Source organism: Pseudonocardia sp. GCM10023141 (assembly GCF_042653605.1).
Genome location: NZ_JBHSIR010000029.1, coordinates 37020 through 50358 on the forward strand (window position 1 = coordinate 37020; position 13339 = coordinate 50358).

Below are 13339 nucleotides of genomic sequence, written 5' to 3' on the forward strand. Positions count from 1 at the left end.
TCATGACGTTCGCGGGGGCCGAACCGGCGCCTCCGGACAGGAGCCTTCCGCTCGGATGCAGCCGCAGGAGCGGATGCCGGCGGGGTGGACGTGACGGACGACAAGCTCCACCCTCTCAGGCCGTGTGCACGGGACCACGTCGACCGCGGACCGAGCGAGACCCTGTCAATCGGAGGTGATCACGAGATGATGCGGAGGCGGACGATCCACCAACAGCGGCCTGCCAGCAAGCGTTCGTCACCGCATCGACGCACTCCCGTGACCAACGTGTGAGGTGGGTTACAGATCGCCGCGGTAGTGCCGGCGCGGTCAGCGCGTGGTGAAGCGCGGCGGGTCGTAGGCCCGGACCGGAGGCACCTCGCCCTCGAAGCGCTCCACCTGCACCAGCGCGTGCTGTCCGGTGCACCCCTGGGCGAGCCGGGACGTGCCGTGGTCCCGGGTGAGCACGTTGGGGTTGCCGTTGGCGCACAGCTCGCCAGGCCGCGGCTCGCTGCCGGGCACCGGGTCGTACCAGGACCCGGTGGGCAGCTGGACAACCCCGCGGCGGATGCCGTCGGTCAGCCGGGCCCCCGCCAGGCAGGAGCCGCGAGCGTTGAACAGCCGCACGACGTCGCCGTCGGCGATGCCGCGCTCGGCGGCGTCGGCCGGGTGGATCACGACGGCCTCCCGCCCGGCGACCTTGTGCCTGCGGCTCTCGGCGCCGGCGTCGAGCTGGCTGTGCAGGCGCCCGCGGGGCTGGTTGGCGATCAGGTGCAGCGGCCACTGCTGCGCGAGCGGCGACCCCAGCCACTCGTCGGGTTCGAGCCAGCTGGGGTGGCCGGGGCAGTCGTCGTAGCCGAACCCGGCGACGACCTCGGAGAACAGCTCGATCCGCCCGCTCGGGGTGCTGAGCGGGCGGCCGTCGGGATCGGCCCGGAAGTGCTCGAGGAACGTGCGGTCGGCCGCCATGGCCGGCAGGGTCAGCAACGGGCTCTTCCGGAACTGCGCGTAGGTGGGCAGCGCCGTGTTGATCCGCGGCTCGGTGACCTCGGCCCACGACTCGTAGAGGTGCTCGATCCACTCGTGCGCGGTGCGGCCCTCGGTGAACTCCTTCTCGACGCCCAGCGCGCGGGCGAGGTCGGCGAGCACCTCGTGGTCGTCGCGGGACTGCCCGACGGGGTCGACGACCGGGTGCATCGGCACGAGGTGGTGGTCGCCGCGGGCGGCGCCGATGTCGGTGCGCTCCAGCGTGGTGGTGACCGGGATGACGATGTCGGCGTGCTTCGCGGTGGCGGTCCAGAACGGCTCGTGGACCACCACCGTGTCGACCCGCGCCAGCGCGCGGCGCAGCCGGTTGATGTCCTGGTGGTGGTGGAACGGGTTGCCGCCCGCCCAGTAGACGAGCCCGATGTCGGGATAGCGCAGCGTGGTGCCGTTGTAGGCGAACTCCTCCCCGGGGTGCAGCAGCATGTCGGCCACCCGCGCGACGGGGATGAACTCCGCCACCGGGTTGGGGCCCTGCGGGAACGTCGGCACGCGGATCCCGGCACCCGGCACGCCGATGTCGGCCGTGGAGCCGTAGCCGTGGCCGAAGCCGCGCCCGGGCAGGCCGATCTGGCCCAGCACCGAGGCCAGCGCGACCCCGGCCCACGGGGCCTGCTCGCCGTGCTCGGCGCGCTGCAACGACCACGTGACGGTGACCAGCGTGCGCTGCGCCGCCATCCGGCGGGCCAGCGCGCGGATGTCTGCGGCCGGCACGTCGCAGCGCTGCGCCGCCCACTCCGCCGACTTCGCGACGCCGTCGGCCGTGCCGAGCACGTAGGACCGCAGCTGCGGCGCCCCGACGGTGAACCGGTCGAGGAACGCCTGGTCGTGCAGCTCCTCGGTGAACAGCGTGTGCATGAGTCCGAGCATCATCGCGACGTCGGACGCCGGGCGGATCGGCAGCCACGTGGTGCCGGGGGAGTCGTCGCGCAGCGGGCTCACGGCCACGACGTCGACGCCGCCTGCCACGGCCTGCGTGAGGTGCTCGCCGACATGGTGCTGTGCGATCCCGCCGGGGCTCACCGCGGTGTTCTTCCGGGGGATGCCGCCGAACGCCACGATCAGCTCGGTGTGCTCGCGGATCACCGGCCAGTCGGTGAGGCCCTCCGTGGTGTCGATGTCGGCGCCCAGCACGTGCGGCATGATCACCGCGGTGGCCCCGAAGCTGTAGTTGTTGATGCTCCGCACGAAGCCGCCGAGGCAGTTGAGGAACCGCTTGAGCTGGCTCTGCGCGTGGTGGAACCGGCCCGCGCTGGCCCAGCCGTACGACCCGCCGTAGATGCCCTGCGGGCCGCGCTCGGCGTACACCCGGCGCAGCTCCCCGGCCAGCAGCTCGACGAGCTCGGCCCACTCGACCTCGACGAACTCGTCGCGCCCGCGGTCCGGCGAGGGGCCGGGGCCGTTGCGCAGCCAGCCGGCGCGCACGGCGGGCCGCGCGATGCGCACCGCCGGGTCGACGGCGGCGGCGAGGTTGTGCAGCAGCGGCGACGGGTCGGGGTCGGCGGGGTGCGGGCGCACCTGGACGCCACCGTCGTGGGCGCGGGCCTCGAAGGCACCCCAGTGCGAGCTGCTGGTGACGAAGGGAGGGGTCACCGGTCCATCCTCACATCTGTTCCCCCTCCTGCGACTCCCCTTTACGGCGGGCCCGGAACGACGCCACACGGGTGCGGCTCGCGCACGTCGGCGTGCAGAACAGCCGCACGCGGCGCGGCGCGGGGTTGACGAAGACCCGCTCGCAGTCCTCGGCGGCACACAGTGCCAGTGCCGCGAAGCCGTGCGCGGCGGCGAACGTGGCGATGCCCAGAGCGGCGGTCGCGGCCGCCCACTCCGCCCAGCTCGCGTCGGGCCGGGTGGCGTGCAGGTGCCACGCGGTGCCGTCGTGGTCGGAGAGGTAGGGCCGCACGGCGAACGCGGCGAGCAGGTCGTTGACCAGCGCGGCGGCCGCGTCGGGCGGCACGTGGAACGCGGGCCGGATGCGCTCGCGGACGGCGATCATCGCGGCCAGGTCGGCGGCGTCGACGTCGACGGGCTCGAGTTCGCCATGGTGGAGCAGGAACCGGCGCAGCGCCGCGGGCGACACCAGCTGCTCGGGATCGTGCGTGCGCGTGTTGACCAGCGCGACCGCCAGGTGCAGGCCCCGGTCGGGCGTCTGCAGTGCTTCCACGCCCCGGCCCCCTCTGGTGCTTCTCTCTGGCGCTGCCTGTAACGGTATGTTTAGAGTAACGCGTAACTAATCAAAGCACGTTACCGCCCGAGGGAGACATGCGACTGCTCGCCGCGCCGGGGATGGCCGCCTACTACGTGGCCGCCACCCTGGCCAGGGTCGGCGACGAGATGGTCGGGTTCGCGCTGGTCCTGCTGGTGCTCGACCGCACGGGCAGCCCCCTGTTCGCCGGTGCGGCCGGCGCCGCGTACGCGCTGCCGGCGATCGCGACCGGGCCGCTGCTGGGCGCCTGGCTGGACCGCACCGCGTACCGGCGCACGGCGCTGGGCGTCAACCAGGCGGTCCTGGGCCTGACGATGCTGGGCATGCTGGCCGTCGTCGGGCGCGCGCCGGACGCGATCGCGCTGCTGCTGGCCGCGGTCGCGGGCCTCACGCTGCCGATGGTGAGCGGCGGCTTCACCAGCATGCTGCCCAGCCTGGTGCCCGCGCCGCTGTTGACCAGGGCCAACGCGGCGGAGGCGGCGAGCTTCAGCGCCGCGACGATGGCCGGTCCGGCCGCTGCCGCCACCGTCGCCGCGCTGTTCTCGCCCGCCGCGGCGGTCGGGCTGATCGTGGTGACGGCGGCGAGCAGCATCCTCGCGCTCGTCGCGGTGCCGGTGGTCGCCCCGGTGGTGGCGGGCGACGGGCCGTCGATGCTCGCCGCCGCGCTCGACGGGCTGCGCCACCTGGTCCGGGTGCCGCCGCTGCGGTCGGCCACGGTCGCCTCGACGCTCTCGCTGGGTGCCAACGGCCTGCTGCTCGTGGCACTGCCGCTGCACATGGGCACGCTCGGGGCCCCGCGGGCCGCCGGTGGCTACGTGTGGACGGCGATCGAGGTCGGCAGCGTGGCCACGGCGCTGCTGGTCGGCCGCCGACAGGAGCGCTGGCGCCCGGAGCGCACGGTGGTGCTGTCGGTCGCCGCGTTCGGGGTCGGGGTGGCGACCTGGCCGCTCGCCGGCAGCCTCGGTGCCCTCATCGCGCTGGCGTTCCTCGCGGGCCTGCTGGAGGGCCCGATGATGCCGGCGCTGTTCGGGGCGCGGCAGCAGTACAGCCCGCTCGCGCTGCAGGGCCGGGTCAGCACCACTGCCGCGAGCCTGCGGATGGGCGCGCTCGCCGTGGGCCAGGCGGCGGGCGGGCTGCTCGTGCCGCACACCGGCACCGCCGCGGTGCTGCTCATCGTCGGCGGCACCCAGGTCGGCGCCGCCCTGCTCGGCCTGCTCGCCGTCCGCAGCCGTCAGGCGGTGCCGGGGGCGGGAGCGATGGCCTCCGCGTCATGGGGGCGGGGGATGAGCAGCGAGGCGCCCAGCGCGACGGCGAGCACCACGAGCCCGGCCAGCACGCCGCCGTAGTAGCCGCCGCCCGGTGTCGCCGCCGCCACCGCGTAGATGACGACGAAGCTCAGGCCGGCGCCCAGGTTGAACGCGCCCGCGTTGAGCCCTGGCAGGAAACCGGGGTTCTCCTTCGGAGAGAGCACGACGCCCAGGCCGTTGAGGACGACACGCAGCGGTGAGCGCGCCGACCGACGCGCGCCGGGCCGTCACGTCGCTCACGGCGCCACGTCCCCGATCCGCTCCAGCGCGTCGACGACCAGGTCCCAGAACCGTTCCCGGTCCAGCCCGACACCGACCTGCGTGGTGCAGCCCGCCGGGGCGGGGGCGCGCAGGTCGGCCACCGTCATGCCCCGGGTCAGCGTCCCGGTCAGCTCGATGTCGACCGGTGCCCGGCGCGTGGTCACCACCGTCGGGTCGATGACCCGCGCGACCGCGCACGGATCGTGCACGGGCGGGTCGTCGAAGCCCTGCGTGTCCCGGTAGGCCTCGCGGAAGAAGGCGAGCAGCTCCACGGCGAACTGCGCCGGGCGGGTACCGATCGCCGCGATCCGGTCGACGACATCGGGCGTGGCCAGCGCCTGGTGGGTGACGTCGAGCCCGATCATCGTCACCGGCCAGCGCTCGTTGAAGACGATGTGGGCGGCCTCCGGGTCGATGACGATGTTGAACTCGCCCACCGCGCTCCAGTTCCCGCCGCCGTAGGCGCCGCCCATGAGCACGACCTCGCGCACGCGCTCGGCGATCCGCGGTTCCAGGCGCACCGCCATCGCGATGTTGGTCAGGCCCGCCGTCGGCACCAGCGTGACGGTGCCCGGCTCCTCGCGCATGATCGTGTCGATGATCAGCTGGACGCCATGGCGCGGATCGAGCGCGAGCGTCGCCGCCGGCAGCACCGGTCCGTCGAGCCCGGACTCGCCGTGGATCTCCGGGGCGTTCTCGATCTCCCGGACGAGCGGTCGCGGGCAGCCCGCCGCGAACGGCACGCCGGTGATGCCGGCGATCCGCGCGACGGCCAGCGCGTTGCGCGTGACCTTCTCGAGCGTCTGGTTGCCGACGACGGTGGTGACGGCGAGCAGCTCGATCTCCGGGCTCCCGTGCGCGAGCAGCAACGCCATCGCGTCGTCGTGGCCGGGATCGCAGTCCAGGATGATCTTCTTCGACATCGGGCCCCCCGCAGCGTCGTCGAGCGGAGCGGCCCGAGTGCGGCCGCCCGCGTCCGAACGTAGCGCCCCGCAGCGGAGAAACTCGGGAGTAACTCTGCTCCGGATGGGGTAGTCAGCTCCCATGCCCGAAACCCGCCCACTCAGCATGCCCACGTCCGCCGCCGTCGCAGAGCCGCTCCCCAGCGCCATCGCCGTCGACGTCCCGGCCAGGCACGCTGAGTCGGACCAGATCATCGCCGAGGTGGCCAACGGCCGCCTCGTGGACGCCGCACAGGTCCTGACGGAGATGCACGACCAGGCGGTGGACCCCCGCCTGCGGGCACTGCTCGACGGTGCCACCGACACGCTGCTCGAGCTGGCGGCCACCCTCACCGAGCACGCCGCGGCGCGGGTGTCGCACCGCTTCTGACCCGACCAGCTACTCCTCGTCTCGCGCGCACCGCGCCGGGTCCGGTACCAGCACCACCGGGCACGGCGCGTGGTGCGCGCACCGTGCCGCGACCGAGCCGGTCACCGCCGACGCCAGCGCGCCACGGCCGGCATTGCCCAGCACCAGCAACTCGGCGTCGCGAGCGGCCTCCACCAGCACGGTGGCCGGATCACCCGGCAGCGCGGAGCGCTCCACCAGCTCCGCCGTGCCCAGTGGCAGCGCGGCGATGGCCATGCTCAACCGCTCTTCCGCCGCGACCTGCAGGTGCTGGTCGGTGAGGGGGTCCGACATCCCGCCCCCGGTGACCAGCTCCGGGCCGGCGACGAGCTGCGGGGTGGCCGACCACGCCGTGACGGCGTGGATGCGCGCGCCCGTGCGCTGGGCGTAGACCACGGCCCAGGCCAGCGCGGCCTGCGCCTGCGGCGCGTCGTCGACACCGACCACCACCAGCCCCTGGCCGCCGCCCTGCGCGGTGACGGCCTGCGCGGTGACGGCCTGCGCCGTGTCGGCCTGCGCGGTGTCGGCCTGCACCGGGCTGCCTGCGGTGATCATGATGTTGCCTCCTCGGATCGGAAACCAACCTCGTCACCGGGACTACCCGCGATCATCGCGGACTACGCACCGGGCCTCAGGCCGGCAGCACCACCGCGGCGTCGGGTTCGACGATCCGGAAGGTGAAGCTCTCCTCCAGGTACAGGCTGACGGTGTCGGCGTCGTGGTGGCTGTAGCCGATCGAGAAGTCCTGGCCGACCTTGAGCTGGAAGTCACCGCCGCGGCTGCTGACGACGACCGCGCCGTCCAACCCGGGAGCCCACACGACGCTGCCGTCCGCGGATCCGCCACCGAGGATCTTGGTGAGGTGGCTGAGCATCGGGTAGCCGCCGTGCTCGGTGGTCTCGACGATGCGCGTGTACCCGGCCGGGCCGATGACCAGCGCGTACGGCCCCTCGATGCCGCTGACCCGCAGCGCCTCGACGGCCTGGGCGACAACGCGCGGATACGTGCCGGCGTCCTCGCCCAGCGGACGGCGGGAGTGGGTGGGCACCTCGGTGATCCCGGTGATCCCGGCTTCGGGCCACCCGTGGAACACCGCGCGCGTCTCGATCTCCGCCGCCCGCCGCGCCGCGGCGGCGAGGTCGTCCAGCACCGGATCGACAGCACCGCGTTCGACGTCGTCGAGCTCGGCGCGGTCGAGCGTGAACGGCACCCGCACCTCGACGAGCGGGAGTACCCGGCGCTGCCGCACGCGGATCCCGGACGCGGTCGGGCCACCCGGGGGCGGGCCGCCGAGCGCGGTCGTGCGCCCGAGGTTGGACGCCGACCGGTTCCAGCGGCCGCCGCCGTCGAAGTCGACCACCCGCCGCGCCGCGAGCAGCGGCACGAGCCGCTCCCGCGCCTCGTCGTCGATCAGCTTCCAGGCCGCGTCGGGGATCGGGGCGAGCTCCCGCAACAGGTGGTTCACGTGGAACGTCCTTTCAGGCTGCCGATGCCGAGGCTGCCGCTCGGGGTGCGGCCGCCGATCTGCTGCTCGGTCTCGTCGACGTAGTGCCGGGGATCCTTGTCGGACGTGTCGAGCCCCGCGATGGTGCGGTGCTCGGTGAGGAACGCCGCGAACCGCTTGCCCAGCTCGCTGCGCAGCTCCGCGTCGGCGTGGCGCCGGAAGTCGGCGATCCCGTCGCGCTCCTCCTCGGCCATGTGCTCGTCGTTGGCGACCCGTGCCTCGCGCACTGCGTCCCACCACGCGTCCGTGCCGATCAGGGCCTTGCGCGCCGCGTGCACGCCGTCGCGGATCTCGTTGTGGTCACCGATCGCGTCGAGCGTCTCCTCCTCGGCGTCGTCGCCGCTGCGCAGCAACTGCGGGTAGAAGATCTCCTCCTCGGCGATGGCGTGCACGTCGAGGCGATCGGCCAGCGGGGTCCAGGCCGCGCTCAGCTCGTCGACACCCGCGTCGGCGGCCCGCAGGTCGTCCAGGGCGATGAACCTGCGGCGGAACCACTCGTGGTCGCCGAGTATCGCCAGTGTGATGTCGGGTCCGGTCTCCGCGTCCAGGACCGGGGGGTCGTTCGGGTCGGTCACGAACTGCTCCGTTCACGTCGTCGGCGCCGCACGGTCGTCCAGCCGCCGACGAGCAGGCAGGCCGACGGCAGCAGGATCACGACGCTCACGAGCGCCAGTCCCAGCAGGATGCCGACAGTACCGATGACCACGGCCAGAACGGCGGTCGCGATCAGCCAGTCAGTCTGTCGGGGTCCTCGCCGGAAGCGCTGGGCGAAGGCGGGGTCACTCGCCTCGAGTGCGCGCTCGATCTCGGCGAAGCGGCGCCGGTCGTCCTGACTCAGCATCGGTTCTCCTCCGAGACGTCTGGTGATGGGAGGAGGATTCCCCGATCCGGCCGGATCAAACGGTGGCGGTGGCGCCGTCAGCTGCTCGCCGGCACTGCCATGACCGCGGTGTTGAGCGCCGTGACCTGCTTCTGGATCTCGGCCTGGTCGGCCCCGCACTTCGCGATGGGGGTCTGGCCGAGGCAGCCGTCCTGCGTGAACGTGGCCAGTGCGGCGCTGAGCGCGGTGGCGGCCGTCTGCACCGCCGCACCCTTCGGCTGGCCCGCCGCCGCCGACTGCGCGGCGGTGGCCACGTTGCCGAGCTCGGCGGTGAACCGGCCGCAGCGGGGGTAGACGTCGGCGGCGGGGCGCGTCTGGCACTCGTCCTGGACGATCAGTGAGAGCTTGTCGGCGAGGTCGGAGATCGAGCCGCGGGGCAGGGGCGCCGAGGGGGCAGCCGGGCTGCCGCAGCCGGCCAGCACCACCCCGAGTACCACCAGCAGCGGCACCAGCAGACGAGTGCGCGATGCGGCGATCATGACGCGACCCTATGCCTCAGGATTCCGGGCGCAGCAGCGACTCCAGCATCCGCAGCACCGTCGGCCCGTAAGCACTGCTCGTCGTGCCCGGCTCGAACGCCTGTTGCAGGATCAGCCCCTGGATCAGCGCGAGCAGCACACGGGTGAACCCCTCGGCCACCGACGCGGCGAGGCGCGGATCGTGCAGCGACTCGGCCCACGGTTCGCCGAGGCGGGCGACGTTGCGCAGCCACCGCTGGCTGCCCGGGAACCGCACCGAGCCGTCGAGGACGCCGGCATGCACGTAGGTCATGACCAGCGTGCCGCCCGCGGGGGCGAGCCGGCGCAGGATGGCGAGCGTGGTGTCGACGGCGGCCGCGGTCAGGTAGTTGGTGACGCCCTCCCACACGAAGCACGTGCGGCGCTCCGGCCGCAGCCCGGCCCGGAGCAGGGCCGTCTCGAGATCGTCGGTCTCGAAGTCGACGGGCACGTAGCGCACCGGCGCGAGCACCCGCCCCGAGCGTCCGATCAGCTCGCGCTCGGTGGCCTGCGTCGCGGGGTGGTCCACCTCGAACACCGGGACGACCCGCAGGCGGGGCAGGCGGTGGGCGCGGCTGTCGAACCCGGCCCCGAGCAGCACGAGCTGCGCGTCGGTGGCCGCCGCTACGGTCCGGGCATGTCCACGCGATGGGGTCTCACGATCGACTGCGCCCACCCCGGCGCGCTCGCGGAGTTCTGGGCGCTGGCGCTGGGCTACGTCCCGGCGCCGGTGCCGGCCGGGTTCGCGAGCTGGGAGGAGTGGCTCGCGCATCACGAGGTGCCGGCAGCGGAATGGGACGACAGTGCCGCACTCGCCGATCCCGACGGCGCCGGGCCGAGCCTGTCGTTCCTGAAGGTGCCCGAGGGCAAGGTCGCGAAGAACCGCGTGCACATCGACGTCAAGGCCGGTGGTCGCGAGCTGCCCCACGCGCAGCGGTGGCCGCTCGTGCTGGCCGCCGTGGAGCGGCTCACGGCGGCCGGTGCGGTGGTGGTGCAGGTGTATTCCATCGGCGGGCGACCCGACCACGTCCAGCTGGCCGACCCGGAGGGCAACGAGTTCTGCGTGGTCTGACGGCCCGGCCCTGCCCTACGCTCGGCGCCATGAGCCACCCTCCCGGCTGGTACCCCGAGCAGGCCGGATCGTCGGTACTGCGCTGGTGGGACGGTTACCAGTGGACGCCGCACACGCAGCAGCAGCAGTCCGGCGGACTCGACGCGCTCGAGTTCGAGCTCGGCGGCGACCGCAGTCCCGACGACGTGCGCAGGCAGGTGCGGGAGGCGGGCGGCAGCCGGTCCGCAGCCGGCGGTGGCGGCACGTTCTACACCGAGCCGGTGCTGGTGGTGAACCAGAAGACCAAGCTGATCGAGATGACCAACGAGTACGCGGTGTCCGACCAGCACGGCAACCGCCTCGGTGGCGTGGTCGAGGTGGGCCAGAGCGACCTCAAGAAGGTCATGCGCCTGCTCACCAGCTACGACCAGTACATGACGCACAAGCTGGAGCTGCGCGATCTCAACGGCGCGGTCGTGCTGCGGCTGACCCGGCCGGCGAAGGTGTTCAAGTCGCGCATCGTGGTGGAGTACGGCAACGGCCAGCCGCTGGGCGAGATCGTCCAGGAGAACATGATCGGCAAGATCCGGTTCGCGTTCGTCGTCAACGGACAGCAGATCGGTGGCATCCAGGCCGAGAACTGGCGGGCCTGGAACTTCATGATCCATGACCACAGCGGCCGCGAGATCGCGCGCATCACCAAGACGTGGGAGGGGCTGGCCCGCACGCTGTTCACCACGGCCGACAGCTACGTGGTGCACATCCACCAGCAGCTGCCCGATCCGCTGGCCAGCATGGTGATCGCCTCGGCCGTCACCGTCGACACCGCGCTCAAGCAGGACGACCGCGGGTTCGGCTGAGCCTCAGGCGGCGAGCTCCGGCGCCGTCGCCGTCTCTCCGACGAGGAGACGCGGCAGCGCATGCTGGATGCCGCCACGGCCATGGTCGAGCGCAGCGGGCTCACCGTGAGCCTCGACCACATCCGCTTCGAGGACGTCATCCGCGATGCCGGGGTGTCGCGCAGCGCCGGCTACCGGCGCTGGCCCTACAAGGACCTGTTCTTCTCCGACCTGCTCCTCGAGCTCGCCTCGGCGGCCACCCCCGCCGCGGAAAGCGACGGCTCGGCACTGGAGCTGGTCCGCGCGATCGCTGCGGCGCACCCCGCGGGGTTCGACACCGCCACCGGACGCCACGAGCTGTGCCTGGAGCTGCTGCGCCACGGCGCGGCGGCGGACTTCGCGACGATCCACGGGTCGAGCCGCTGGCGCACCTACCTCGCGCTGCACGCCACGTTCCAGAGCCTCGCCGACGGGACCTTGCGCGACGACGTGCGCACCGCCCTCGCCGCAGCGGAGCAGGGGTTCATCGACCGCATCGCCGGGGTGTACGCGCAGGTCACAGGGCTGCTCGGATACCGGCTGCGGCCCGAGCTGCACGCCTCGCACCGGACGCTGGCCACCGTCGCCAACGCGACACTGCGCGGCTTGCTGCTCATGGCCCAGTCCACCCCCGCGGTCGCCGAGGACCGCATCGACGCCGCACCGCTCGGTGCCGCCGAGACCGCGTCCTGGTCACTCGCCGGCCTCGGCATCGCCGCGGTCGCCATGGCGTTCCTGGAGCCCGACCCGACGGTGGAGTGGAACGCGGAGCGGGTGGCGGCGGCGCGATCTGCCCTCGGTGGGTGATCCGCTCGGTGGGTGATCCGCTCAGTAGGTGATCCGCTCGGTGGTCAGCCCGCCCGGAACGTGCGCCGGTAGGCCGACGGCGAGGTGCGGAGCGTGGCCACGAAGTGCTGGCGGAACGTCACGGCATGCTCGAACCCGACGGCCGCGGCCACCTCCTCGATGCCGAGGTCGCCGCGCTCCAGCAGGGCCAGGCTGGCGTGGACGCGCTGCGTGATCAGCCACCGGATCGGGCTGGTGCCGGTGCTGCGGGTGAAGTGGCGCAGGTAGGTGCGTGGCGACATGTGGGCCCGGCGGGCCAGTGCGTCCAGGGTGATCGGCTCGGCGAGGTGCTCCAGTGCCCAGGACATGCTGCGGGTGATGCGGTCGTCGTCGGCGTGGGGCACCACCGGCGCCTCGATGAACTGGGCCTGCCCGCCCTCGCGGTGGGGCGGGATCACCAGCCGTCGCGCCACGGCGTTGGCCACGGTGGGCCCGAAGTCGGTGCGCACCAGGTGCACGCACAGGTCGAGGCCCGCGGCGCTGCCGGCGCTGGTCAGTACGTCATCCTCGGCGACGTAGAGCACGTCGGCGTCCACCTCGACCGCCGGGAACCGCCGGGCGAGCAGCTCCGCGTAGCGCCAGTGCGTGGCCGCGCGCCGCCCGTCGAGCAGGCCGGCCTCGGCGAGCGCGAAGGCGCCCGAACAGATCGAGACGACCCGGGCACCGCGCCGGTGGGCGTGGCGCAGCGCGTCCAGTACGGCGGGGGAGCAGGGTCCGTGCGGATCGCTGACGCCCGATACGATGACGGTGTCGGCCGCGGCGAAGCGGTCGAGATCCCCGTCGGCGTGCAGGCTCGCGCCGCCGATGATCCGCACCGGTCCGGGGCGCTGCGCGCAGATCGCGAGCCGGTACCAGTCGAGGTCCAGCTCGGGGCGCTGCAGCCCGAACACCTCGGTGACGATGCCCAGCTCGAACGCCGACATGCCCTCGTAGAGCAGCACCGACACCGTGGGGCTGCGCGGCGGGCCGACCGCGATCGAGGCCACCACATCGCTACGCATGGCGAGATCCTAGCGATCGGCGGCGTTCTCGCCACTGGCTCCACCGTCACCGCCTCGCGACGATGGACGGCATGAGCGCAGTCCTCTCCACGCCCCCGGTGGCCGCCGGTGCCGCCGCTGCCCACTTCGCGGCGCGCCTGGCCGTCGAGGCCGATGTCAGCGATGTGCATGCCGACCTGCACGCCGGCGTGCCCGGCCTCCTCGTCGTCGACTCCCGCAGCACCGAGTCCTGGCAGCAGGGCCGCATCCCGGGCGCGCTGCACCTGCCCACCCGGGAGATCGCCGGGCGGGCCGGCGATCTCGTCCCCCTCACCGCCGTCGTGGTGACGTACTGCTGGGGCCCGGGCTGCAACGGCGCCACCCGCGCGGCGTTGGAGTTCGCCCGGCTCGGTTACCGCGTCAAGGAGATGATCGGCGGCTTCGAGTACTGGGTGCGGGAGGGCTTCCCGGTGGCCACCGACGACGGGGAGGAGGCGGGTGTTCCCGACCCGCTGACCGCCCCGGCCGGTGCGCTCGCCTGCGGCTGCTGAGCGTC

17 protein-coding genes are annotated in these 13339 nt (G+C 73.3%); 6 read left to right on the forward strand and 11 right to left on the reverse strand.

Features of this window, described 5'->3' with window-relative positions; all coding sequences use genetic code 11:
• Positions 1–309 precede the first annotated feature (309 nt).
• Together ACFPFQ_RS17665 and ACFPFQ_RS17670 are read right to left on the reverse strand one after the other, a co-directional pair.
• Entirely contained in the window at positions 310–2616 is a 2307-nt protein-coding gene (locus tag ACFPFQ_RS17665; RefSeq protein WP_379620073.1) for a molybdopterin-dependent oxidoreductase, read from the reverse strand.
• A 10-nt stretch (positions 2617–2626) separates the two neighbouring features.
• On the reverse strand, positions 2627–3187 hold the full coding sequence (locus ACFPFQ_RS17670) for a CGNR zinc finger domain-containing protein (protein ID WP_379620075.1): 561 nt from the start codon (positions 3185–3187) through the stop codon (positions 2627–2629).
• A 98-nt stretch (positions 3188–3285) separates the two neighbouring features.
• Between ACFPFQ_RS17670 and ACFPFQ_RS17675 the strand changes: the two genes are divergently transcribed.
• Entirely contained in the window at positions 3286–4575 is a 1290-nt protein-coding gene (locus ACFPFQ_RS17675) for an MFS transporter (protein ID WP_379620077.1), read from the forward strand.
• Here ACFPFQ_RS17675 and ACFPFQ_RS17680 read toward each other — a convergent pair.
• Together ACFPFQ_RS17680 and ACFPFQ_RS17685 are read right to left on the reverse strand one after the other, a co-directional pair.
• On the reverse strand, positions 4461–4700 hold the full coding sequence (locus ACFPFQ_RS17680) for a hypothetical protein (protein WP_379620079.1): 240 nt from the start codon (positions 4698–4700) through the stop codon (positions 4461–4463). The two genes, ACFPFQ_RS17675 and ACFPFQ_RS17680, sit on opposite strands and share 115 nt — an antisense overlap.
• 72 nt (positions 4701–4772) lie before the next feature.
• Positions 4773–5720: a nucleoside hydrolase gene (locus ACFPFQ_RS17685; RefSeq protein WP_379620081.1), complete on the reverse strand. Its 948-nt coding sequence runs from the start codon at positions 5718–5720 to the stop codon at positions 4773–4775.
• 121 nt (positions 5721–5841) lie between these two features.
• Between ACFPFQ_RS17685 and ACFPFQ_RS17690 the strand changes: the two genes are divergently transcribed.
• On the forward strand, positions 5842–6129 hold the full coding sequence (locus tag ACFPFQ_RS17690) for a hypothetical protein (RefSeq protein ID WP_379620083.1): 288 nt from the start codon (positions 5842–5844) through the stop codon (positions 6127–6129).
• A 9-nt stretch (positions 6130–6138) separates the two neighbouring features.
• Here the strand turns inward: ACFPFQ_RS17690 and ACFPFQ_RS17695 are convergent, their stop codons facing one another.
• The 6 genes from ACFPFQ_RS17695 to ACFPFQ_RS17720 all read right to left on the reverse strand — a co-directional run bounded on the left by ACFPFQ_RS17695 (position 6139) and on the right by ACFPFQ_RS17720 (position 9704).
• On the reverse strand, positions 6139–6702 hold the full coding sequence (locus tag ACFPFQ_RS17695) for a universal stress protein (RefSeq protein ID WP_379620085.1): 564 nt from the start codon (positions 6700–6702) through the stop codon (positions 6139–6141).
• A gap of 76 nt (positions 6703–6778) precedes the next feature.
• On the reverse strand, positions 6779–7612 hold the full coding sequence (locus tag ACFPFQ_RS17700; protein ID WP_379620087.1) for a family 1 encapsulin nanocompartment shell protein: 834 nt from the start codon (positions 7610–7612) through the stop codon (positions 6779–6781).
• The gene (locus ACFPFQ_RS17705; protein ID WP_379620089.1) at positions 7609–8226 is read right to left on the reverse strand and encodes a hemerythrin domain-containing protein; all 618 of its coding nucleotides are present in this window, start codon (positions 8224–8226) and stop codon (positions 7609–7611) included. Before ACFPFQ_RS17705 ends, ACFPFQ_RS17700 begins: the two co-directional genes overlap by 4 nt.
• The gene (locus ACFPFQ_RS17710; protein ID WP_379620091.1) at positions 8223–8492 is read right to left on the reverse strand and encodes a DUF3040 domain-containing protein; all 270 of its coding nucleotides are present in this window, start codon (positions 8490–8492) and stop codon (positions 8223–8225) included. The genes ACFPFQ_RS17705 and ACFPFQ_RS17710 overlap by 4 nt, the downstream gene beginning before the upstream one ends.
• A gap of 77 nt (positions 8493–8569) precedes the next feature.
• Complete coding sequence (locus ACFPFQ_RS17715; RefSeq protein ID WP_379620093.1) at positions 8570–9010, reverse strand: hypothetical protein; 441 nt, start codon at positions 9008–9010, stop codon at positions 8570–8572.
• A gap of 16 nt (positions 9011–9026) precedes the next feature.
• On the reverse strand, positions 9027–9704 hold the full coding sequence (locus ACFPFQ_RS17720) for a class I SAM-dependent methyltransferase (protein WP_379620095.1): 678 nt from the start codon (positions 9702–9704) through the stop codon (positions 9027–9029).
• Here ACFPFQ_RS17720 and ACFPFQ_RS17725 point away from each other — a divergent pair.
• From ACFPFQ_RS17725 to ACFPFQ_RS17735, 3 genes are read left to right on the forward strand one after another with little or no spacing between them, the layout of a single operon-like run.
• Entirely contained in the window at positions 9666–10100 is a 435-nt protein-coding gene (locus tag ACFPFQ_RS17725; protein WP_379620097.1) for a VOC family protein, read from the forward strand. The genes ACFPFQ_RS17720 and ACFPFQ_RS17725 overlap by 39 nt on opposite strands.
• 29 nt (positions 10101–10129) lie before the next feature.
• The gene (locus ACFPFQ_RS17730; protein WP_379620099.1) at positions 10130–10939 is read left to right on the forward strand and encodes a phospholipid scramblase-related protein; all 810 of its coding nucleotides are present in this window, start codon (positions 10130–10132) and stop codon (positions 10937–10939) included.
• A 60-nt stretch (positions 10940–10999) separates the two neighbouring features.
• On the forward strand, positions 11000–11764 hold the full coding sequence (locus ACFPFQ_RS17735) for a hypothetical protein (RefSeq protein WP_379620101.1): 765 nt from the start codon (positions 11000–11002) through the stop codon (positions 11762–11764).
• 44 nt (positions 11765–11808) lie between these two features.
• Here ACFPFQ_RS17735 and ACFPFQ_RS17740 read toward each other — a convergent pair whose 3' ends face one another.
• A complete protein-coding gene (locus ACFPFQ_RS17740; RefSeq protein ID WP_379620103.1) occupies positions 11809–12804 on the reverse strand; it encodes a helix-turn-helix domain-containing protein in 996 nt (331 codons plus the stop codon).
• Positions 12805–12875: 71 nt separating this feature from the next.
• Here ACFPFQ_RS17740 and ACFPFQ_RS17745 point away from each other — a divergent pair, with 71 nt between their 5' ends.
• A complete protein-coding gene (locus ACFPFQ_RS17745; RefSeq protein WP_379620105.1) occupies positions 12876–13334 on the forward strand; it encodes a rhodanese-like domain-containing protein in 459 nt (152 codons plus the stop codon).
• The last annotated feature ends 5 nt before the right edge of the window (positions 13335–13339 follow it).